We start from the raw sequence: 19,571 nt of genomic DNA, 5'->3' as shown, positions 1-19,571 counted from the left end.
TCGATGATGAGCCATTCCTTGTCCGTCAGTTCATATCGCCGCCGCGTCATACGCCCTCCGTTTCCGAAGGAAGCCTGAATCACGCCACCGCTGCCAGCTCAACCCGATTTATGAGTTTGCCCCCTAGGTTTGCCGGTATGCCGTACGCTGCGCACTCGCTTGCCACATTCGCTCCTTGCTCGATCGGGGCATCCGCAGTCCTTTGAAGGGGATGGCTGCTCGGCGCCATGGTGAGTGGCAGCTTGTGGGCGGCAGCAAGCGTTCTGATCACACGCCTCGTGCGAGGGGCCCTTGCGTATCTGGATACATGGATATCGGATGCAACTGATGTTGAAGGTGTAGCGAGAAGCCTCCTAGCTTTCGGCCGGAATCGCCGGTCGGCGGAAAGGGGGGTGGCCTTGAACAAGAATGTGTCGATCTTCCTGGATGCGCTTCGGCTTTTCGCAGCGCTGCTGGTTTTCGTGGGCCATGCGGGATCGGTTTTCCAGATAGAGCTACCCTCTCTTGTCGGCCACAGCGCGAAAGAGGGCGTGGCGATCTTCTTCGTTCTGTCGGGGTTTGTCATCGCTTTCGTAACCCAGGAGAAGGAGCCGAATTGGAGAGCGTTTGCGAAGGCGCGGGCGCTTCGAATGTACTCGGTGGTGCCTCTTGCCGCAGCGGTGCTGATTGGCTGCTATTTTTTGGGATCGACTGTAAACCCGGCTCTTTACGCGGCTGGAGCGGGCGGCGGTCTTGCGGGAGATCCGCCGAGCGGCTGGCTTTTGCTGCGATACGTCACGTTCACCAATGAGCTGTGGTTCGATAGGGGGATGATACAGACGGGAGCGCCCTTCTGGTCGCTTGCTTTCGAAGTGGCCTATTACATCGGGTTTGCAATCTGGTTCTATGGCCACGGCCGATGGCGCTGGGCAGGGATTGTCCTGTGGTTCCTTGTCTTCGGCCCGCGCGTCGCGCTTGCCTTTCCATTGTGGCTGATCGGCGCCGTGGCGTGGAAGGCTCTCGGGCGTCGGTGGCGTCTGAGCCCGATGTCCGGCGGAGTGGCTCTCGTTGCACTCGGCTTTGGGGGATTGGTCTGGCGGCGGTCGTACGCGACCGTTGCCATGCCGCTGTTTGAATGGTCCAGTATGCAGAAGCTCGCATTCAGCATGGGGTACTACGTCGTGCTATGCGGGCTTATCGCGGCAGCGATCGTGGTTTTTGCGGCGAGTGTGCCTGATCGAGATCTCTGGCCGAACTGGAGCAAGCGGGTCATCAGGTTCTGGGCCGGCGCCAGCTTCACCCTTTACATCGCGCACTTGCCCGTCATGGTGCTGCTAACGGCGCTCTGGCCAGAATGCGTCGGTTCTGCCCCGCGCGCCAGCGCCGCATCGGCAATCACGATCGTCGCGATGCTGTTCCTTGCGGAGTTGGGTGAACGAAGAAAGGGAGCTTACCAGAGAATATCTTTGGCCCTGCGGCCGGGCCTCAGAATGTCGCGCCAGCTCTAATGGCGGCCATGACGTGGCTCAAAATCTCGCAGTCAGATTGAAAGATCCATATCGGGTCCACCTGCCCTCCGTGGCGTTGGGGGCGTCTTGAAGGAAACGGCCTTTCGCGAGCAAGAGGCCATCCAGTTCAACCATGAGGCGTTTCGGCGCAAGCCAATAGCGGAGTCGCGCCTCCATCTGATGACCTGCAAACCGGCCCGACTGACCGAGCGGATCCCGAACGCCTGTGGTGGAGAAGCTGTCTTCGCGGCTGGAGAGCCAGAGCGGACGATAGGCCGCAAACCCGTCCAAGCGTTTGTCTGGCGTGGCTTCGAGCCGCACACCGACGCTTTCCAGATTTGTTCGACCTACGGCGTTGTAAAGGCCCGACGGAGCAAGGTCCGCGCGACGCATTCCGAAAAGAGTGTCGAATCGGCCGTATTTGGCCCCTTTTCCATCTCCACTGGCGCGGTCGTATTCAATGGAAAGGCGCGGTTTCCACGTCGTGTCCCAAGTATAACCAAGGGCTGCGTGGACAAAGCTCGCGGCAACTTTCTGGCGCACCGCCGTCGAGGCCGTGGAGGTGCTGACGGAGCCGGTCTGATACAGCGCTTCGACCTCATAGTCGATTTTCCCAGTCCGAGCGTCGGCGAACAGACGGCCGCCGAAGGTGTCCAGCGATCGGTCTCGCGTGGGATAGCCGGGTGCATCCTTCTCCCGCAGGTGGAAGTACGTGATTTCTGACATGGCAGAACCAAGCGTGCGCGCCTTGCTGATCTGCCCGCCCCAGAGCACCAGATCAAAGCTCTCCCTGTCGAGCCTGACCTTCGCGGACCTTAGATCCTCGAAAGTATCCGGCAATCGCGTCTGCGGTAAGGTATAGATCAGCGTCGCTTGCCAGCCTTGCCTTGTGGAAAGGTCAGCGCGCAAGCCAGTGTAGCTGCTGGTTGTGTTGCGGTAATCGTCCGCCGCGACGAGCCGTCGGGACCCGAGATTCAGCATCATCCGGCCCGCTGTCAATTTCAGGCGTGAACCATGGCCAACCGGGTTGTCGAATGTTCCGGCCAAGTACGCTTGAACGGGTTCGAACGCGTTTACTTCGCTGGTCGAAAGAGGGGTGCCGGTGCGCTCGCCCCAGACACGGCTGTCGTAGATTTCCACGGCGGCTTCAAGCCTGCCGCCGTGATAGCGGGCCGCCACGGTTGTGCGGGCGTTGAGTAGATCGTCCGTGGCGTTGAACCCGGCGCGCGCCTGGCCTCCAATGGCCTCGTACCTCAGTCGCATGGTTCCGGAGATCGAGAAGCCTTCAACGACCTCGTCAGCCAAGACAGGCGTGGCTCCAAGGATGCCCAAGACCGAGGTCGCCAAAAGGATGGGTCGGGACGACCTCACCGGATGTAACCAATCATAGGAACTCGCATGACGGTACTACAGTACCATGGTGGTAAGAAAGCCGTCCGCATGGACGCGGCTACCCGGGAGGGAAGGGCGTATGTATGCCGCGCTCCCTATGCCGGGCGCAGTGCCTGCAATCAAGAATGCCGTCGCTCCTGCTCTGAAGAGCGAATCCGGTCAGCAATTCCCCTATGTAGGAGGCAATTGCTTCGCCAGCTTTGCAATCAGCTCGCTGGAGCATGACGCATGTTTCACCCCATCCAGGACGAGCGGATGCTCCGGCGTCAAAGTAGCCGCGCGGCGCCGTTCAGGGTCAAGCTCCAGCCAGGCCCGCACGGCGCCTTCAAGGCTGGTGACTTCCGGCAGGTCGTCGCTGCCCCGGAGCACATTTTCCAGCGCGGCGCTCATTCGCCAGTTGATCGCGGGGGCGGGCGTGGCCCCATTGCCGGCCGGCTGGGTCATCGCGGTGTCTTCCTCTTCTGCGTTTGAGCCGCCCGGCTCGATCGGAGCGAGGCAGCGGTGCATCAATTTCCATTCCGTAACGCAAGGCACGGGATTTGGTCGCCAGCGTCTGAGATATCTTTAAGGCTTCCCGAGGCGCCTCCAGGGTGACCATAGAGGCGCTCCGGAACTGTCTTACGTCCCCGGTGTTGCAGAGAAAAGGGGATTGCAGTGCCGCCAGGTCCGATATTCGACAACAGTTACGCGCGTCTTCCTGAACGGTTCTTCGCACGAGTGTCGCCCGCGCCTTTTACCGCTCCCCGGCTGATCAAGCTGAACGCGCCGCTGGCAAAGACGCTGCACCTTGACGCCGACTGGCTGTCCGGCCCTGAAGGGCTGGCGTTCCTGTCAGGTCAGACAATAGCATCAGGTTCCGACCCGATTGCCACCGCCTATGCGGGGCACCAGTTCGGCAACTTCGTTCCGCAGTTGGGCGATGGTCGCGCCATCCTGCTGGGTGAGGTGCTCGATCACGGGGGGCGCCGTTTCGACATTCAACTGAAAGGCGGCGGCCGTACTCCCTTCTCACGCGGAGGCGATGGCCGGGCGGCGCTGGGGCCGGTGCTGCGTGAATACATCGTGAGCGAATTCATGGCCGCGGTCGGCATTCCGACCACCCGGGCTCTGGCTGCCGTTGCAACGGGAGAGCCGGTCTACCGTGAAGCCATGCTGCCGGGCGCCGTTCTGGTGCGGGTTGCCTCAAGCCACATTCGTGTAGGAACGTTCCAGTTCTTCGCCGCCCGACAGGATACCCAGGGCGTAAAGGCTCTGGCGGACCACGTGATCAGCCGCCACTATCCGGAAGCGGCGGACGCAGAGGAACCCTACCGCGCCCTTCTGGATGCGGTGATCGCGGCGCAGGCGGGGCTCATAGCGCGCTGGTTGCTCGTGGGCTTCATCCACGGCGTCATGAACACGGACAACATGTCCGTCGCGGGTGAAACGATCGATTACGGCCCCTGCGCCTTCATGGACACGTATGACCCGGGCACCGTCTATAGCTCGATCGACCAGTTCGGTCGCTATGCCTACGGCAACCAGCCCAACATCGCGCTGTGGAACCTGACGCGCCTTGCCGAGACGCTGCTTCCGCTCCTTCACGATGATGAGGAGCGGGCGATATCCGCTGCCCAGGACGCGCTTGGCGCTTTCGAGCCCCAGTTCACCGGCAGCTACCACGCCGGACTGATGAACAAGTTCGGCGCCCAGACCCTGCAGGAGGGCGATGCCGCATTCGTGAGCGCGGCCTTCACTGAACTTGCTCGGAACCAGGTCGACTTCACCCTGTTCTTCCGCCGCCTGTCATCGGCAGTGGAGCCGGGCGACGGTGATGAAAAAGTCCGCGAACTCTTCGTCGATCCGACGGCAGCGGACGCCGTTCTCGCGCAGTGGCGCGCCCGCCTTGCGCTGGAGCCGGAGGACGCTTCCTCACGAGGAAGGCGCATGGACGGCACCAATCCCGCCTTCATACCGCGTAATCATCGCATCGAGGCGGTCATCACGGCCGCCACCGAGCGCGGTGACTTCGCGCCTTTCGAGGAACTCATGGCCGTCCTGTCGCGGCCCTTCGAGGACCAGCCCCAATTTGCCTCCTATGCGAACCCACCGCTGGAGCACGAACGTGTGCGCGCCACCTTCTGCGGGACTTGAATGAAGAAGATCGAAAACGGCGTCAGCCTGCAACCTTTGGCGGGCGGTCGCCCCCGGCAAATCATCCTGCTCCTGCACGGTTTCGGATCGAACGGAAGCGACATGATCGCACTGGCGCCATCGCTGCAGCAGAAGTTGCCGCACGCGCTCTTTCTGGCACCCCATGCGCCGGACCGCTGCGGAGGGGGAGGCTACCAGTGGTGGGCGCTGTCGAGCATAGCCCCTCGCGATCTGGCCGCCGGAGCGTTGATGGCCGCCCCCACCGTCAACGCCTTCATAGATCGCAAGCTGAAGCAGTATGATCTCACCGAAGCCGATCTCGCGCTGATCGGCTTCAGCCAGGGCACGATGATGGCTCTGCAGGTCGGTTTGCGCCGCCCCCGGCCCGTCGCCTGTATCGTAGGGTATGCAGGCCTGCTGACAAGCACGGCGGACCTGCCTCACAATGACTGCCCCAGACCGCCGGTTCTGCTGGTCCATGGCTCGGCCGATCCGGTGGTTCCGGTGGCCGCAATGCATGCGGCCGAAAGCGAACTGCGCCGGCTCGGCGTCGACGTCACCACCCATGTGTCGCACGGGATCGGACATACTGTGGATCCGACGGGGCTGCGCCTAGGCGTGGAGTTCGTCAGCGCCGCCCTTGGTGCGTCGTCCCAGCCCGAGCGCGGCTGAACCGTCTGGATTCTAGGTGTCGTCGCCGAGGTTGAGGCCCTTCAGTGCAGCGAACGGACCCTGATCCTCGGGCGCACCGATGCCGGCCGCCTTCCGGGCCGCTTCGGCGTCCGGTCCGGTGAGGAACGGGTCGATGGCAAGGGCCAGGCTTTGTGCCACCGCTTCCCCTATGTCGAGGTGCGTCCCGTCGTACTCGATCTCGTCCAGTTCCTCAGCGGTCAGCTCGATCTCCTCATCGGGCGTATAATCCGTCGCCTGGGGTACGAACCGGAAGAACAGCGGTTCGTCGATCGAGACGGGAAGATCCTCGGCCGACACGGCGCAGGGCTGCACGATTTCCGCCTTGAGAGTTCCGCTGGCCTCCACCTGGAAGCCGCTCGCCCGGTCCTTGGTGGAGAGGTCGAGATCGGCAGTGAGGCTGTCTATGCGCACAAGTCCAAAGCGTTGGGCCAGCGCCGCGCGCTCAGCTTCGGTCGGAGCGAGGGAGACATGCTTCCCCTCGACCTGCCGCACATCGATAAGGCGGGAGAATTCAGGTGTCATCGTGCAATCCTTGCGGCAAGAAGGTCATCGTCGGAGAGCGCCTCAATCTGCGCATGCAGCACACGGATTCGCCGGGCGAGGCCCGTGGTGTCAGCCCGGTCGTTCAAGGTGACGTTCCGCTGTATGGCATCGACCAAGACGTCGTCGCCCCGAGGCAAAGCCTCGCGAAGCGCGCCAAGGCGGCCGCCCAGCACGCTCATCAGCTTGCCCATGCGCTTTCCGACTACCAGATCGCCGACGCCGGACTGGCGAAGCTGGCCGTCCATGTCGTCCACGAACAGTTCGGCCAGTCGCGCAGCCGGGTTGATCAGCGTGTTGTCAGATCCCTTGTCCCGTTCCATGCGAAGCAGAATGAGGGAGAGGACCAGCGTCACCGCGTCGAAACGGCCGGCCACCGTGTCCGCGATGCCGCACTCGGCATACCAGGGCTTCTCGCGGGCGATTTCGACGATGCGGTGCCATAAGGGGCGCATGGCATCACGCGCCGCGGTGTCTTTGCCGAGGAGGCGGGTTATCAGAGACACGTCGGCAAAGGCCTTTTCGTTAAGGAGCAATTCAAGCGACCGGCCCCAACGCCCATTGCACGGGCGCTTGCGTGGGCTTAAGGCCTTAGGCGATATATGGGTATGGATGCGGCTGGCAATGGTCCTGCGGTCCGTACCTGCGGTTTGGAGTGTTGAAATGCGCAAGGTGGGTCTCAAGGTGGCGGCTGCAGGCTTCGCGCTGGCTGTAGCAACGCTGGCGAGCGGGTGCTCGTCGATCCGCGATCATCGTGGATACCTGGTTGACCAGACGCTGCTCGATTCGGTTCAGCCCGGCATCGACAACCGCGTGTCGGTGGAAAAGACCCTGGGGCGCCCGACATTCGAGAGTCAGTTCGGTTCCAAGGACTGGTATTACATCTCTCAGCAGGTGAAGACGCCGCCTTTCCGCAAACCGCGCACTGACAGCCAGGTGGTGCTTCGCGTCCGCTTCGACGCGGCGGACAACGTCGTCGGCATTGACAAGCGCGGCGTCGAACAGGTGGCGCGGATTGATCCTGACGGCCGGGAGACACCGACGCTGGGCCGCAAGCGCAGCCTGATCGAGGATCTGTTCGGCAACATCGGCGCTGTGGGCGCGGGCGGCATGGGTCAGGCTCCGGTCGGGCCGGGGCCGAACGGCAGTTGATACCTCGCGCGGCGGTCGTTTTGAACGTCTGACTTGAACGAACCGGGGCGCGGCATATATCCCCGGCCATGAACAACGACGGGGCGAGCCACGGCCTCATCCAGTGGCACGGAACGACCATCATCGGCGTAAGGAAAGGCGGGAAGACCGTCATCGCCGGTGATGGGCAGGTCTCCATGGGCAACACGGTCATGAAGCCGAATGCCCGCAAGGTGCGGCGGATCGGGGAAGGCGGCAAGGTCATCGGCGGCTTCGCGGGCGCCACGGCCGATGCCTTCACTCTCTTCGAACGGCTGGAGCGCAAGCTGGAGCAATACCGCGGGCAGCTGATGCGCGCAGCGGTCGAACTCGCCAAGGACTGGCGCACCGACAAGTACCTGCGCAATCTCGAAGCGCTGATGATCGTGGCGGATGCCGAGACCCTGCTGGTGCTGACCGGCAATGGTGACGTGCTGGAGCCCGAAGGCGGGACGGACAGCCAGATCACCGCGATCGGATCGGGCGGCAACTATGCCCTGGCAGCGGCTCGCGCCATCGACGGCTACGAAGAGGACGCGGAGCAGATTGCCCGCAAGGCCATGCGCGTCGCCGCCGACATCTGCGTTTTCACCAACGACCGTGTCACGGTCGAGACTGTCTGAGCGAAATCCCCATGAACGACTCCCTGACGCCCAAGGCGATCGTCGCCGCGCTCGACGCGCATATCATCGGCCAGGCCGAGGCCAAGAAGGCCGTTGCGGTCGCCCTGCGCAACCGGTGGCGGCGCCAGCGCCTCTCCGCCGATCTGCGCGACGAGGTGACGCCTAAGAATATCCTTATGATCGGCCCGACGGGCTGCGGCAAAACCGAGATCAGCCGCCGCCTGGCGAAGCTGGCCGACGCGCCTTTCGTGAAGGTGGAGGCCACGAAGTTCACCGAAGTGGGCTACGTCGGCCGCGACGTGGAGCAGATCGCCCGCGACCTCGTCGAGGAAGCGATCCGGCTCGAGAAGGAGCGGCGGCGCGAATCCGTTCGTGAGGCAGCCAGCAAGGCAGCCATGGACCGCCTGCTCAACGCGCTGGTCGGCGAAGGCGCATCGGAGGCGACGCGGGCCTCGTTCCACCAGCGGATCACCGAAAACGCGATGAACGAGACCGAGGTGGAGATCGAAGTGGAGGACAGCCCTGCTGCCCCCATGGAGATCCCTGGCATGGGTGGCTCGGTCGGCATGATCAACCTGGGCGACATCATGGGCAAGCTCGGCGGCCAGCGCATGAAGCGCCGCAAGATGAAGGTGCCCGACGCCTGGGACAAGCTGGTCGACGAGGAATCGGAAAAGCGCATGGACCAGGACGACGTCGCGCGCGTCGCACTCGCCAACGCGGAAACCAATGGCATCGTCTTCCTGGATGAGATCGACAAGATCGCCGTTTCCGACGTGCGGGGCGGTTCAGTGAGCCGGGAGGGCGTCCAGCGCGATCTCCTTCCGCTCATCGAGGGCACCACGGTGGCCACCAAGTACGGGCCGATGAAGACGGATCACGTGCTCTTCATCGCCAGCGGCGCGTTCCACGTGGCGAAACCCAGTGATATGCTGCCCGAGCTTCAGGGCCGCCTGCCGATCCGGGTGGAGCTGAAGGCCCTCACGGAGGAGGACTTCGTGCGGATCCTTTCTGAAACGCGGGCGAACCTGATCGCGCAGTACAAGGCTCTCCTTGGCACGGAACAGGTAACAGTCGAGGTCACCTCCGATGCCATCGGCGAGGTCGCGCGGATCGCCGCACAGGTAAACGAAAGCGTCGAGAATATCGGTGCCCGGCGCCTCCAGACCGTGATGGAAAAGCTGCTGGAGGAGCTGAGCTTCGAAGCGGAAGACCGCAAGGGAGAAGTGGTGACAATCGACCAGGGCTATGTTCGCGAGAAGCTGGCTGGCCTTGCCGGCAACGCGGACCTCTCGAAGTACATCCTCTGAACAGACGCTTGTCCGCCGTTCAGGCGGGGGCGCGGGCCGTGCGCTCGCGCCCCTATTTTGTTCCTTGAATGTTCCTGGAAGTCCTGTAGCATCGAACAGGAAGGAGAGTCGGGATGGAACTGCAGGGTGGATGTCAGTGCGGCGCGGTGCGATACAGGATCGACGGCGAAATCCGGCATGTTTCGCTCTGCCACTGCGCGGATTGCCGCAAGTCCGCCGGGGCGCCGATGGTGGCATGGGCGGCCTGCGATGCGGGGGACTTCCAGGTCACCGCAGGCGTGGCCACCATGTACAGCTCCAATGGTTCTTCCATCCGCTATTTCTGCGCGACATGCGGATCGGGCCTGTACTACGTCAACGAGGAGGCGCTTCCGGGTCTGGTGGACATCCAGGTCGCCACTCTCGACGATCCGGATGCTTTGCCTCCGCAGGCTCAGATCCAGGTGGCTGAACGTATCCGTTGGATGCCGGATGTTATGACCCTGCCGGAGTTTGCGCGTTTTCCGGGTTGAGGCGCTTTGCCGGCATGGCATTGCACGCTATCAGCACCTACCGCCAGTGAAGAGGGCCCATGTTCGATACTCCCGAAAATCGTCCTGTATACCGTCTCTTGACCGGCAAGGACGATCGCGCGTTCTGTGAACGGGTGTCGGAAGCGCTGGCGCAGGGATGGCGGCTCCATGGTTCGCCGACGCTGGCGTGGGACACGGCTGAAAACTGCATGAAGGCGGCGCAGGCCGTCGTCTGGCACGAAGCCGACGTCGTCAGGTAGCGTGGATCAGGACAGGGGCGGCTTGGGTGTCGCTGCTTCCGGAGTTCCCACGTTCTGGTCAGGCTTGGTGGGCTGGTTCTCCAGCGCTTCTGCGTAGGCGGTTCCCGTAGGCACGACCAGCGGGATTGCCGCCAGCGGTGCCGCTGCAAGTGCGAGAAATCCCACCGCTGCGAAACTCGGCCTCATCGACGTGTAAGCTCCCCTGACTTCGGACGCCTTGACGAACCGTCGAACAGGCAAGCGGTTCCCGTGATCCGCTGACACGCGCGCGACCCCGCAGCCCGGTCGCACGGTCCCGCCGGAATGCCGAGTTCTCCAAGGTTCGACAGGCCCCCTCCATCCTTGCAGATCGCGCCGCATCGCGAACAACATCTTGTTTCGAGAGACCAAAGCGCTGCTCATGCGTTCCGTAAGAATAGAACGAGAGGAGGACAGAATGACCAGCCGGATGGAACGCTCGGCAATGCACTACGACCTGAAGAACGTGGGCCTGCGCGCGCACGCGACCGCTGCGGGTTTGGTGCAATTGTGCAAGGAGCTCAACGCGGCGGGCGTGCTGGAGGATGATGCCGTATCGAGGATCAAGGATGCCATAGCGGACGAGATCGCCCTGACCGCGCCGCGGCCGATAAGACGGGCCGAGTTTCGTCAGGATATCTGCGAACGTCTAAATTCGATCTTCTCGGGCGAGGCAAAGCTTGGCCCGGCCGAAAATCTCGCTTTCGCGACCGATCATACCGACTGAACCACAAGGAGAAGGCCTGCGCCGCGTGTCTCGCAGCCCTTCACCGGATGCGGTTCTAGCAACCGCAATCTGTGTACGGCTTGGCGACAGCGAGGGGCAGGCCGCGGAACGGATGCGGCCTTGGGCGCATTGCGACCCGCTATTTCAACGTGAGCGGAAGGCCCGCTGCCACCAGTACCACTTCGTCCACCGTTTGCGCCAGCCGCTGATTGAGCAGCCCCGCTTCATCGCGGAACCGCCGCCCGAGTTCGGACATCGGCACGATGCCGCTGCCGACCTCGTTTGAAACCAGCGCAATCGGCACCCGGCAAGCGTCTATCGCGTCCATGAGCGCGGCTGCGGCCGCTTCAAGGTCGTGCTCGCGCAGCATGAGGTTGGACAGCCAGAGCGTCACACAGTCGACGAGGATGGCTGCGGCACCCGCTCCGGCCGTGCGGATCGTGGCGGGAAGATCGATCGGGGCCTCAAAGGCGGTCCAGCGGGCACCCCGATCGGCGCGGTGCCGCGCGATGCGGTCGCGCATTTCGGCGTCGCCCGGCGCGGCCGTGGCTATGAAGGCAAGAGCCCCGTCGACACCCTCGACCCACGTCTGCGCGTAGCGGCTCTTTCCTGACCGGGCTCCGCCGATCACCAGCAGGGACCTGGTCATGTGTTTTCCCGGGCGACGGTCAGAAGGCCGTCTATGTCCATGAACCGTTCGAGGTCGGTGCTCAGTTCTTCAAGCGCGGTTTCCACCACATGACGGTGATCCGTGGCACTGCCCCGCGCCCCGATCCGGCGCAGAAGTGCCTGACGTAACGGGCCCGAGGCGAGCAGGCCGTGGCAGTACGTGCCCATCACCTTCCCGTCGGCGGATATCATGCCGTCGCACCGACCGTTCTCCAGCACGGCAAAGGGCCGCGCGCCTTCCGCGCGGCGGCTGGTGCCCATGTGCATCTCGTAGCCCTGGAAGGGCTGGTCGAGCGCCGTGCCCGACACAGTCCCCAGCACCTTGTGCTCACTCAGCACGGTCTCCGCGTCGAGAAGTCCGAGGCCGTCTGCAAGGCTTGAGGGGCCCTCAATTCCGAGAGGGTCATGAATTGTGCGGCCGAGCATTTGATAGCCGCCGCAGATGCCCAGGATCATGCCGCCCCGACGATGATGGGCGAGAATGTCTATGTCCCACCCCTGCGCCCGCATGAAAGCCATGTCGGCGATGGTCGCCTTGGAGCCGGGAATGACGATCAGTCCCGCCTCCGCCGGCAGCGGCGTCCCCGGCGCAATCATCGCCAGTTCGACCTCGGGTTCGGCTTTCAGGGGATCGAGATCGTCGAAGTTGGCGATGCGGGGCAGCATCGGGCAGGCAACGAGGACCCGGCCACGATCGCGGGCGCGGTGCTGCTCCAGCACCACCGCATCCTCGCTCGGGAGACGTGCGACCGCCGGGAGCCATGGTATCAGCCCGAAACCGCGCCATCCCGTCCGCTCCTCGATCGCCGCGTACCCGTCGGCGAAGAGGGCGGGATCTCCGCGGAATTTGTTGACGATGAAGCCGCGCACCATTGCCGCGTCTTCCGGCGAGATCACCGCTCGCGTGCCGACAAGGGAAGCGATCACGCCGCCGCGGTCGATATCCCCCACCAGCGCCACGGGCACGCCGGCGGCCCGGGCGAACCCCATGTTCGCGATGTCGCCCTCGCGCAGGTTGATCTCGGCCGGGGACCCGGCTCCTTCGACCACCACAATATCGCAGCGCCCCCGCAGGCGCTTCCAGCTTTGCAGCACGTCGGGAAGGAGGCGCCGCCGCTGTTCGCGAAAGTTGGAGGAGCCCAGCGTCCCCCGCACGCGGCCATGTACCACGAGCTGGGATGTGCGGTCCGCCTGCGGCTTGAGCAGCACCGGGTTCATATCGGTATGCGGCTCGACGCGTGCTGCCAGCGCCTGCAGTTCCTGCGCGCGGCCAATTTCACCGCCGTCGACCGTCACAGCGGCGTTGTTCGACATGTTCTGCGGCTTGAACGGAAGCACGCGCAAGCCACGGTTGGCAAGAGCGCGGCAGAGCCCCGCCACCAGCACCGACTTGCCGACATCCGAGCCGGTTCCCTGTAGCATCACAGCAGCCATTCCACGCCTCCCGCACCCAGCCATGCCAGCAAACAGGCGCGCAGGAAAATCGCCCGCGCCCTCCGCATGTCCTTAACCCGAGGCGCACCGCCCTGGCCGATCCACGGCTTTGCGGCCGTCATTCCATCGTAACGGACCGGCCCGGCGAGCCGCACCCCGAGAGCACCGGCCATGGCGGCTTCCGGCCACCCGGAATTGGGAGAGGCATGCTTGCCATGATCCTGCCGGAGTACGCGCCAGCCGCCTGCACCGGCAAGGCAGATCAGCACTGCGGATAGCCGCGCGGGGGCAAGATTTGCGAGGTCGTCGCAACGGGCGCTTGCCCAGCCGAAGGCGCGCAGCGGCTCTTCCGGGTGGCCAATGAGGCTGTCGGCAGTGTTGATGGCCTTGTACGCCCAGGCGCCCGGCAGACCGCAGACGAGCAGCCAGAAAAGCGGTGCGATGACGCCGTCGCAAAAGCTTTCCGAAAGGCTTTCGATGGCGGCCCGCGCAATGCCGCCTTCGTCGAGTTCGGCGGTGTCGCGACCGACGATCCGGCTGACCGCGCTCCGCGCTCCCGGCAGATCAGCGCGGGATAGCGCCGCGGCGACGGGTTGATAATGGTCGAGCAGACTGCGCTGGGCGAGGGCAGGCCACGCCGCGACCGCGACGAAGGGCCAAGCCCATGGCCCCGCCAGGGCCCGGATCGCACCTTCGAGCAGCAGGGCGACTCCTCCGCTCAGGGCGACGAGCAGGGCGAGGGTGACAGCCCCAAGCAGTCGCCGACGAGCGAAGGACCTGTTGCTCCGGTTCCACTGACGCTCGCAGGTGCGGATCACGCGCGCGAAGAGGCCGACCGGGTGGCCAACGACACGGTAGAGGCGCTCGGGCCAGCCAAAAACAGCGTCCAGCGCAAGGGCAGCCAGGGCTATCGGTTCAGCCATCGATACCTGCACGGGCCAGGGCTGCGTCAAAGCGTTGGAGCGCGGTATCGTTCGCCGGGAGCCCGAACCGCAAAAGCCGGGGATGTTTCGCGAACGGCCGCGTGAGGATGTGCTGCCGTGCCAGCGCCTCGAACAGGGACTGCGCGTCGTTGGAGGTGACGAGGCGGAACAGCGGGCAGGCACCTTGCGGACGCAGCCCGTGGCGTTGCAGGACTGTGTCGAGTTGGCTCGCGCGTTTCGGCAACTCGGCTCGGGTCGCGGCGATCCAGGCGGCATCACCATAGGCTGCGGCGCCGAAGGCCAGCGCCGCCGAGCAGACCGGCCATTCACCATGCACCCGCCTCAGCTGTCGCAGCAGATAGGGCGGGGCCAGCACGAAGCCCAGGCGGACACCGGCAAGGCCGAAGAACTTGCCGAAGGATCGCGTCACGATCAGGCGACGGTCTTCGGCGACCTGATCGGCGATGCTCCACTGCGGGGAGCAGTCGGCAAAGGCCTCGTCCACAAGCAGCCAGCCGCCCAAGGCTTCCTGACGGTCCAGAGCGTCGAGCAGAGCCTCGCGCGCGGTGATGGCGCCGTCAGGGTTGTTCGGGTTGCCCACGATCCGGACGGAGGCCTCCGACGACCCGGGGCTGCTCGGGAAGGCTTCGGCGTGCGTGCCATAGCACAGCGGCTGGTGAACGCCGGATAGCCGCAAGACGCTGCTGAGTGCGCGCAGACCCGCCTCGCTTCCGGGAACCGCCATGCACAACCGAGGATCCACATCGAAGGTGGCGGCGGCAATGCGTTCGAGGTGGGCAAGGCCTGCCGGATCCGGGAGGGCATGCCAGTCGATCGCCATGGCTTCCGGCGGTGTCCAGGGTCGTGGGTTGATGCCCGTCGAAAGGTCGAGCCAGTCGGCTCGCTCTCCGCCGAAGCGGGCGCAGGCGTCGCTCATCCGCCCACCGTGATGCGTATGCGACCCGGTCACTGGCTGAACACCAGGGCTGCGAGCAGTGCCGTTTCCACCACCTCAATCCCGGCGCCGTGCCCATCGCCCGACAGGCCGCCGATGCGCTGGCGCAGCCACAGGCCCCAGAAAGCAAAGGCGGGCAAAGCAAAGAGCAAGGCGGGCTGAAGAACACAGGATGCGATACAGAGCACGACCGCCCATGCCGCCGCCGCGCTGGTGTTGGCGCCCCGGCCGAAGGTGGTGCCGATGCCCTGGTGCAGGGGCGGCAGGCAGATCGCCCAGAGCAGTGGTCCCACCCGCGCCATCACGGGTATCGCCGCGAGGATCGTCAGAGGCGCCTCGACGGCGAAGCGCAGCAGCACGAGCTTGCTGATGAGCTGGAGCGCGATCGCGGCCACGCCGAAGCTGCCGATATGCGGATCGGCGAGCACCGCTGAAAGGCGGCCGGGGTCCGCGTGACCCGCACCCGCAGCGTCGGCGATATCACCGAGACCGTCGAGATGAAGCGCCCCGGTCATCCAGACCCAGGCAAGAAGAGCGAGAAGCGCAGCGATCCACGGATCGCGTTGCAGCCCCAGCCAGGCCGCTGCCGCTATCGCCGCCGACACCACGAGCCCGGCGACGGGGAACCAGCGAATGGCGGCTGCCATGTGCCGTGCTTCTGCCCGCACCTTTGGAAGCGGGAGGCGGGTCATGAACTGAATGGCGAGAACCAGGGACTTCACGGATATCCTCCGGAGAGCCCGGTTACCTGCCCGCTATGGTCGGGCCATATCCTCAGGCTCAACAGGCCGCCGTAGGGAAGGTCGAAAGCCCAGACGCCACGGTGATCCAGGCCCGTCAAGGTGGCGACCGCCGCCCGCATAGCGCCTGCATGCGTGACGACGAGGCTCTCTGGCTCAAGCGCGGCCAGTGCCCGGCGTACCCGCTGGCGCAGCCGCGACCAGCGTTCGCCGCCCGGCGGTGCGTTTGCCTCCGGATCGTCCCAGAAGCGAGCGAGAGCGCTGCGATCCACGTCATTCGGCGCTTTCCCATCCCAATCCCCGAAGTCCAGCTCCCGCCAGTCGGCAGAGAGCGTCAGCGGCAGGTCGAGGTGGCAAGCCAGGCCGGCGGCCTGATCTGCCGCGCGGCGGAGGTCGGACGAGACGATGGCTCTCAGCGGCAGCTTACGGGCCTGCGCCAGCGCCCGGGGGCAATCGGGAGTGAGCGCAGGTGCATCGGTGTGGCCGAGCAGCAATCCCGGGCGTACCGGCGGGCTATGCCTGAGGAGGTGGACGACCCGGTCGGTCATCAGCTTCTTGCCACCTTTGCTTCGGCGAACGTGGCCATGGCGCCGTGTGTTGCGATCGCCGCGCGTATGATGGGCACTGCCAGCGCGGCGCCGCTACCTTCTCCGAGCCGCAACCCGAGGCGCAACAGCGGCTGCAGGCCGAGCCGCTCCAGCAGGATCTGGTGCGCGGCCTCGGCCGAACAGTGCGCGGCGATGCAATGGTCCGCGAAGCGCGGCTGCCGTGCCGTGAACGGGGCGATGGCGGCGCTGGCGATGAAGCCGTCGAGCAATACGGGTATCCGGTGTAGTCTCGCGGCGAGAATGGCCCCTGCCATGGCGGCGATTTCGCGGCCGCCGAGCCGACGAAGCGTTTCGAACGGGTCGGTGCAGTGTTCATGGTGTAGCGCGAGCGCCCGGTCGACGGCCTTGATCTTGCGGGCGAGCCCATCGGGGCCGACGCCGGTGCCGTATCCGCACCACTGGTTGCCGTCGCCGCCGAACGCTGCGGCAGCCAACGCTGCCGCCGGTGTGGTGTTGCCGATGCCCATCTCGCCCACGAACAGGAGTTGGGTTTCGGGAGTGAGCACGGCGGCGCCGGCGTTAAGCGCTTTGAGGCATTCCGCGTCAGACATGGCTGGCTCCTGCGCGATATCGCCGGTCGGCCGATCGAGGTCGAGCGGAACGATCGACAGTTGCGCCTCGCAGCAGCGTGCCAGCACGTTGATCGCTGCGCCGCCCGCCATGAAGTTGTCGACCATCTGCCGCGTGACTTCTGGCGGAAAGGCGCTGACGCCTTGCTGCGCGATGCCGTGGTTGCCCGCGAAAACCGCGCCGCGCACATGATGGAGGCGGGGTACGGCCGCGCCCTGCCAGCCGGCCATGAATACGGCGATATCCTCAAGCCTGCCCAGCGATCCTGGCGGCTTGGTCAATTCGGCCTGCCGTGCCCTTGCGGCTCCGGTGGAGACCGCGCAGGGGGCCGGAAGGTTATCGAGGGCGGCCAGGAGCGAGACGCGGTCGGCGAAGCGGATCATGTGCAGACATGGCCTTCAGGCGGTGTGCGGACGATGAAGTGGCCTTTCACTCCGTCCGGCCAATCGGCATACCGCACGACGCCTTCCTCGCTGCGGGCATAGCGCGACGCATAAGTGAGGATGGCCCGCGCCGCCTCGCGATCCGGCGTGAAATCGCCGAGGACATAGCCGATCTTGCCGGCCTCGCGTATTTGCACGGTGCAATGGCGCGAGCAGGCGAAGAGGCAGGGCATTTCCTGCACGGCCACCTCGCGCAAGGCAGGCTCCTCCTCCTGCACCGCGCGCAGGGCGTCGGCAAGCAGGGCGCCGCCGCGCTTTCCGTTCGCATCCTCCCGCGCCTCGGTAGAAACGCGGCAGGTGGAGCAGACGACTACTGCAGGCCCGCTTGCCACGGGGCGCAGCATCAGAAGCGGCTCCGCAGGCCGACATAGACCGTCCGGCCCAGCGACGAATAACCGCTGACCGTCTGATAGTCCTTGTCGCCGACGTTCTCGACGCGTGCCTGAAGGGTCAACGCTTCGGCCACATGCCACTGGGCGCGAAGGTCCACGAGCCAATAATCCTCAAGAACCTCGGTGCTGCTGGCGCTGTTGAAGCTGCGTCCCGAGTAGCGCGCCGCCACGCTTGCCCGGAGACCGGAAGGCAGATCGATGCCGCCTTCCACGTTGGCGAGGTGGCGCGGCACGCGGGCGAGCTGGCGGCCCTGGAAGGCAGCATCGTCGCTGCGGTCTTCGGCCTTGATCCAGCTGTAGTTGCCGTCGAGGAACAGCACGCGCCAGCGTGCGGACCCGGTGAGTTCGAGCCCTTGGGCGCGGCTTTCCTTTACATTGGCGTAGTACCCGAAACGCGTCACCGTCGTGCCGGGGATGAAGCAGACATCGGGCTGCGCGCCGCTCGTGGGGCAATAGGCGAAGTCGATGAGATTGTCGGTGTTGCGCTGGAACCACGCGGCAGAGGCGTGAAAGATGTTGCCGAAGCTATGCTCGGCCGCAATCTCCCAGCCCTTCGCTTTTTCCGGCCCGAGATCCGCTACGCCGTAGTCGCTGAACAGCTGATAAAGAGAGGGCGCCTTGTAACCCTCGTCATAACTGGCGCGCAGGATGGTCGCGCCCTCGTTCGGGGTGAATGCGGCGCCGGCACTGAACACGGTGTCTCCGCCAAAGCGCGATTGATGATCGTAGCGCCCACCGGCGTTGAGGGTCAGGCCGGTCAGGGGCATGAAGCGCACCTGTCCGTAGACGCTGTTGGTATCCGCCTTCTGCGGGACCAGAGCATAGGGTGTTGTGTTGTTGCCGGGGGAGGCGGTGGTCATCCGCTGCTCTTCGCGTTCAGCCCCGAATACGACCGCGAGCCGGTCCGCTGCATGGTACGTGCCTTGATATTCCCACCGGCGGACGCGGCCGTGCGCGTCGAAGGTGAGCTGGCGAATGGAACGGGCGGGGTCATAGTTCCGCCGGTCGGTTTCAGTCTGGAGCACGGCGACCCGGTTCGAGAGCTTGCCGTCGAACAGCGCGAAGTTGAGTCCGGCATAGCCGGACCACTCCTGCGTCGTGCCAAAGGCGGCGGAATCGCCGTTAAAGGCATCAAAATCGTTGCTTGCGTCCGACCAGTACCCGCGCAGGTCGAGCGCTACGCCGGGCGCCAGCCTGATGGTGGCCGTGCCGCTGGCCGCCTGCCGGGAGTAGCCATCGTCCTCGGTTCCGTTGGCTCGCGCTGAAATGCCGTTCGTTGTGAAGGTGGAGCCGGCGAGGCGCCAGTCGATGGCTTCACTGGTGCCGCCGACTCCCGCCCGGGCAGAGACGGTCTCGTGCGTTCCGGTTTCAAAGGCGGCGCTGCCTTCCAGCCCTTTCTGTGGTCTGCGCGTGGTGACGTTGACCACGCCGCCGATGGCATCGCTGCCCCACAGGATGGATTGCGGGCCACGCAGGATCTCGATGCGGTCGATATCGTCCAGGAAGAGGTTGGTGAAGCCATACCCGCCGCTTGTGGCCGATGGATCGGCAAGGCGCATCCCGTCGATGACCATCACGGTCTGTCCGGCATCGGCACCGCGAACCCGGAGAGACGTCGCCGTGCCGTAGCCGCCGTTGCGGGACAGGCTCACGCCGGGTGTGCGCAACAGGATGTCGGTCAGGGCGATGGGCTGTGCCTGTATGATGGCCGCCTCGTCCAGGACGGTGACGCTGGAGGCGTTCTGCTCCTGTGCAACAGGCGTGCGGAAGGCTGTGACGATGATGTTCCCGTCCGCAGCATCCTCCTCCGCCCGGGCGGGCGCAGCGTGGAGAGCGGAGAAGGCGAGCAGGGTCGCCAGTGTTCGTGTATGACGCAAGATGAAGTCCCTTCTTGCAAACGGCGTCGAACCCGCCGGGCGGCCGTCACAAGGGAGCGTGTGCGAAGAGTCCCGCGAAGCAGGCACGGCGTGAC

Annotated in this window: 23 protein-coding genes; 9 read left to right on the top strand and 14 right to left on the bottom strand. The window is 65.0% G+C overall.

What is annotated here, in order from left to right; translation table 11 throughout:
* Positions 1-398: 398 nt before the first annotated feature.
* Positions 399-1,487 (top strand): acyltransferase, encoded by a 1,089-nt coding sequence (locus C2R25_RS11680; protein ID WP_158250652.1) that lies wholly within the window; start codon positions 399-401, stop codon positions 1,485-1,487.
* 18 nt (positions 1,488-1,505) lie between these two features.
* Here the strand turns inward: C2R25_RS11680 and C2R25_RS11675 are convergent, their stop codons facing one another.
* The gene (locus tag C2R25_RS11675) at positions 1,506-2,750 is read right to left on the bottom strand and encodes an alginate export family protein (RefSeq protein WP_103729373.1); all 1,245 of its coding nucleotides are present in this window, start codon (positions 2,748-2,750) and stop codon (positions 1,506-1,508) included.
* Between the two features lie 300 nt (positions 2,751-3,050).
* The gene (locus C2R25_RS11670) at positions 3,051-3,386 is read right to left on the bottom strand and encodes a hypothetical protein (protein WP_233203930.1); all 336 of its coding nucleotides are present in this window, start codon (positions 3,384-3,386) and stop codon (positions 3,051-3,053) included.
* 147 nt (positions 3,387-3,533) lie between these two features.
* On the opposite strand from C2R25_RS11670, the gene C2R25_RS11665 reads away from it, so the two are divergent.
* Together C2R25_RS11665 and C2R25_RS11660 are read left to right on the top strand one after the other, a co-directional pair.
* Positions 3,534-5,012: a YdiU family protein gene (locus C2R25_RS11665; protein WP_103729367.1), complete on the top strand. Its 1,479-nt coding sequence runs from the start codon at positions 3,534-3,536 to the stop codon at positions 5,010-5,012.
* Positions 5,013-5,684: an alpha/beta hydrolase gene (locus tag C2R25_RS11660; protein WP_103729366.1), complete on the top strand. Its 672-nt coding sequence runs from the start codon at positions 5,013-5,015 to the stop codon at positions 5,682-5,684.
* Between the two features lie 12 nt (positions 5,685-5,696).
* Here C2R25_RS11660 and C2R25_RS11655 read toward each other — a convergent pair whose 3' ends face one another.
* Entirely contained in the window at positions 5,697-6,227 is a 531-nt protein-coding gene (locus C2R25_RS11655) for a DUF177 domain-containing protein (protein WP_103729365.1), read from the bottom strand.
* The gene (locus C2R25_RS11650) at positions 6,224-6,751 is read right to left on the bottom strand and encodes a ubiquinol-cytochrome C chaperone family protein (RefSeq protein WP_233203928.1); all 528 of its coding nucleotides are present in this window, start codon (positions 6,749-6,751) and stop codon (positions 6,224-6,226) included. The genes C2R25_RS11655 and C2R25_RS11650 overlap by 4 nt, the downstream gene beginning before the upstream one ends.
* A gap of 157 nt (positions 6,752-6,908) precedes the next feature.
* Between C2R25_RS11650 and C2R25_RS11645 the strand changes: the two genes are divergently transcribed.
* The 5 genes from C2R25_RS11645 (at position 6,909) to C2R25_RS11625 (ending at position 10,120) form a co-directional block, all read left to right on the top strand.
* Complete coding sequence (locus tag C2R25_RS11645) at positions 6,909-7,397, top strand: outer membrane protein assembly factor BamE (RefSeq protein ID WP_103729364.1); 489 nt, start codon at positions 6,909-6,911, stop codon at positions 7,395-7,397.
* A 68-nt stretch (positions 7,398-7,465) separates the two neighbouring features.
* On the top strand, positions 7,466-8,038 hold the full coding sequence (gene hslV, locus C2R25_RS11640; RefSeq protein ID WP_103729363.1) for an ATP-dependent protease subunit HslV: 573 nt from the start codon (positions 7,466-7,468) through the stop codon (positions 8,036-8,038).
* A gap of 11 nt (positions 8,039-8,049) precedes the next feature.
* Positions 8,050-9,348 carry an ATP-dependent protease ATPase subunit HslU gene (hslU, locus tag C2R25_RS11635; protein ID WP_103729362.1) on the top strand — a complete coding sequence of 433 codons (1,299 nt, stop codon included), beginning with the start codon at positions 8,050-8,052 and terminating at the stop codon, positions 9,346-9,348.
* A gap of 113 nt (positions 9,349-9,461) precedes the next feature.
* Complete coding sequence (locus C2R25_RS11630) at positions 9,462-9,860, top strand: GFA family protein (protein WP_103729361.1); 399 nt, start codon at positions 9,462-9,464, stop codon at positions 9,858-9,860.
* 59 nt (positions 9,861-9,919) lie between these two features.
* Complete coding sequence (locus C2R25_RS11625) at positions 9,920-10,120, top strand: DUF1737 domain-containing protein (RefSeq protein WP_103729360.1); 201 nt, start codon at positions 9,920-9,922, stop codon at positions 10,118-10,120.
* Between the two features lie 6 nt (positions 10,121-10,126).
* Here C2R25_RS11625 and C2R25_RS11620 read toward each other — a convergent pair whose 3' ends face one another.
* Positions 10,127-10,306, bottom strand: coding sequence for a hypothetical protein (locus C2R25_RS11620; protein ID WP_103729359.1), 180 nt, complete (start codon positions 10,304-10,306; stop codon positions 10,127-10,129).
* A gap of 250 nt (positions 10,307-10,556) precedes the next feature.
* Between C2R25_RS11620 and C2R25_RS11615 the strand changes: the two genes are divergently transcribed.
* Positions 10,557-10,865, top strand: a complete 309-nt coding sequence (locus tag C2R25_RS11615; protein WP_103729358.1) for a hypothetical protein — start codon at positions 10,557-10,559, stop codon at positions 10,863-10,865.
* Between the two features lie 139 nt (positions 10,866-11,004).
* Here the strand turns inward: C2R25_RS11615 and cobU are convergent, their stop codons facing one another.
* The 9 genes from cobU to C2R25_RS11570 are packed head-to-tail and all read right to left on the bottom strand — an operon-like array spanning position 11,005 to position 19,476.
* A complete protein-coding gene (cobU, locus tag C2R25_RS11610; protein WP_103729357.1) occupies positions 11,005-11,514 on the bottom strand; it encodes a bifunctional adenosylcobinamide kinase/adenosylcobinamide-phosphate guanylyltransferase in 510 nt (169 codons plus the stop codon).
* Positions 11,511-12,968: a cobyric acid synthase gene (locus C2R25_RS11605; RefSeq protein ID WP_103729356.1), complete on the bottom strand. Its 1,458-nt coding sequence runs from the start codon at positions 12,966-12,968 to the stop codon at positions 11,511-11,513. The genes cobU and C2R25_RS11605 overlap by 4 nt, the downstream gene beginning before the upstream one ends.
* On the bottom strand, positions 12,956-13,891 hold the full coding sequence (gene cbiB / locus C2R25_RS11600) for an adenosylcobinamide-phosphate synthase CbiB (RefSeq protein WP_103729355.1): 936 nt from the start codon (positions 13,889-13,891) through the stop codon (positions 12,956-12,958). The genes C2R25_RS11605 and cbiB overlap by 13 nt, the downstream gene beginning before the upstream one ends.
* The gene (locus C2R25_RS11595) at positions 13,884-14,828 is read right to left on the bottom strand and encodes an aminotransferase class I/II-fold pyridoxal phosphate-dependent enzyme (protein WP_103729370.1); all 945 of its coding nucleotides are present in this window, start codon (positions 14,826-14,828) and stop codon (positions 13,884-13,886) included. The genes cbiB and C2R25_RS11595 overlap by 8 nt, the downstream gene beginning before the upstream one ends.
* Before the next feature lie 29 nt (positions 14,829-14,857).
* Entirely contained in the window at positions 14,858-15,568 is a 711-nt protein-coding gene (locus C2R25_RS11590; RefSeq protein WP_103729354.1) for an adenosylcobinamide-GDP ribazoletransferase, read from the bottom strand.
* A complete protein-coding gene (locus C2R25_RS11585) occupies positions 15,565-16,134 on the bottom strand; it encodes a histidine phosphatase family protein (RefSeq protein ID WP_103729353.1) in 570 nt (189 codons plus the stop codon). The genes C2R25_RS11590 and C2R25_RS11585 overlap by 4 nt, the downstream gene beginning before the upstream one ends.
* Complete coding sequence (gene cobT / locus C2R25_RS11580; protein WP_103729352.1) at positions 16,134-17,147, bottom strand: nicotinate-nucleotide--dimethylbenzimidazole phosphoribosyltransferase; 1,014 nt, start codon at positions 17,145-17,147, stop codon at positions 16,134-16,136. Before cobT ends, C2R25_RS11585 begins: the two co-directional genes overlap by 1 nt.
* The gene (locus C2R25_RS11575) at positions 17,144-17,551 is read right to left on the bottom strand and encodes a DUF1636 domain-containing protein (RefSeq protein ID WP_103729351.1); all 408 of its coding nucleotides are present in this window, start codon (positions 17,549-17,551) and stop codon (positions 17,144-17,146) included. Before C2R25_RS11575 ends, cobT begins: the two co-directional genes overlap by 4 nt.
* Positions 17,551-19,476: a TonB-dependent siderophore receptor gene (locus C2R25_RS11570; protein WP_199183816.1), complete on the bottom strand. Its 1,926-nt coding sequence runs from the start codon at positions 19,474-19,476 to the stop codon at positions 17,551-17,553. Before C2R25_RS11570 ends, C2R25_RS11575 begins: the two co-directional genes overlap by 1 nt.
* Positions 19,477-19,571 lie beyond the last annotated feature (95 nt).

It is taken from the genome of Novosphingobium sp. HII-3, assembly GCF_002916655.1.
Lineage (GTDB): Bacteria > Pseudomonadota > Alphaproteobacteria > Sphingomonadales > Sphingomonadaceae > Novosphingobium > Novosphingobium panipatense.
The sequence above is the reverse complement of the archived record's forward strand: the minus strand, read 5'-3'. Positions and strand labels throughout refer to the sequence as shown.

What these genes read in the sequence shown, in the direction of transcription:
- C2R25_RS11675 (WP_103729373.1), bottom strand. Translation starts at nt 2,750, where the DNA reads ATGCGACTGAGGTACGAGGCCATTGGAGGCCAGGCGCGCGCCGGGTTC.
- C2R25_RS11670 (WP_233203930.1), bottom strand. Translation starts at nt 3,386, where the DNA reads ATGCACCGCTGCCTCGCTCCGATCGAGCCGGGCGGCTCAAACGCAGAA.
- C2R25_RS11660 (WP_103729366.1), top strand. Translation starts at nt 5,013, where the DNA reads ATGAAGAAGATCGAAAACGGCGTCAGCCTGCAACCTTTGGCGGGCGGT.
- C2R25_RS11655 (WP_103729365.1), bottom strand. Translation starts at nt 6,227, where the DNA reads ATGACACCTGAATTCTCCCGCCTTATCGATGTGCGGCAGGTCGAGGGG.
- C2R25_RS11645 (WP_103729364.1), top strand. Translation starts at nt 6,909, where the DNA reads ATGCGCAAGGTGGGTCTCAAGGTGGCGGCTGCAGGCTTCGCGCTGGCT.
- hslV (WP_103729363.1), top strand. Translation starts at nt 7,466, where the DNA reads ATGAACAACGACGGGGCGAGCCACGGCCTCATCCAGTGGCACGGAACG.
- hslU (WP_103729362.1), top strand. Translation starts at nt 8,050, where the DNA reads ATGAACGACTCCCTGACGCCCAAGGCGATCGTCGCCGCGCTCGACGCG.
- C2R25_RS11630 (WP_103729361.1), top strand. Translation starts at nt 9,462, where the DNA reads ATGGAACTGCAGGGTGGATGTCAGTGCGGCGCGGTGCGATACAGGATC.
- C2R25_RS11625 (WP_103729360.1), top strand. Translation starts at nt 9,920, where the DNA reads ATGTTCGATACTCCCGAAAATCGTCCTGTATACCGTCTCTTGACCGGC.
- C2R25_RS11620 (WP_103729359.1), bottom strand. Translation starts at nt 10,306, where the DNA reads ATGAGGCCGAGTTTCGCAGCGGTGGGATTTCTCGCACTTGCAGCGGCA.
- C2R25_RS11615 (WP_103729358.1), top strand. Translation starts at nt 10,557, where the DNA reads ATGACCAGCCGGATGGAACGCTCGGCAATGCACTACGACCTGAAGAAC.
- cobU (WP_103729357.1), bottom strand. Translation starts at nt 11,514, where the DNA reads ATGACCAGGTCCCTGCTGGTGATCGGCGGAGCCCGGTCAGGAAAGAGC.
- C2R25_RS11605 (WP_103729356.1), bottom strand. Translation starts at nt 12,968, where the DNA reads ATGGCTGCTGTGATGCTACAGGGAACCGGCTCGGATGTCGGCAAGTCG.
- cbiB (WP_103729355.1), bottom strand. Translation starts at nt 13,891, where the DNA reads ATGGCTGAACCGATAGCCCTGGCTGCCCTTGCGCTGGACGCTGTTTTT.
- C2R25_RS11595 (WP_103729370.1), bottom strand. Translation starts at nt 14,828, where the DNA reads ATGAGCGACGCCTGCGCCCGCTTCGGCGGAGAGCGAGCCGACTGGCTC.
- C2R25_RS11585 (WP_103729353.1), bottom strand. Translation starts at nt 16,134, where the DNA reads ATGACCGACCGGGTCGTCCACCTCCTCAGGCATAGCCCGCCGGTACGC.
- cobT (WP_103729352.1), bottom strand. Translation starts at nt 17,147, where the DNA reads ATGATCCGCTTCGCCGACCGCGTCTCGCTCCTGGCCGCCCTCGATAAC.
- C2R25_RS11575 (WP_103729351.1), bottom strand. Translation starts at nt 17,551, where the DNA reads ATGCTGCGCCCCGTGGCAAGCGGGCCTGCAGTAGTCGTCTGCTCCACC.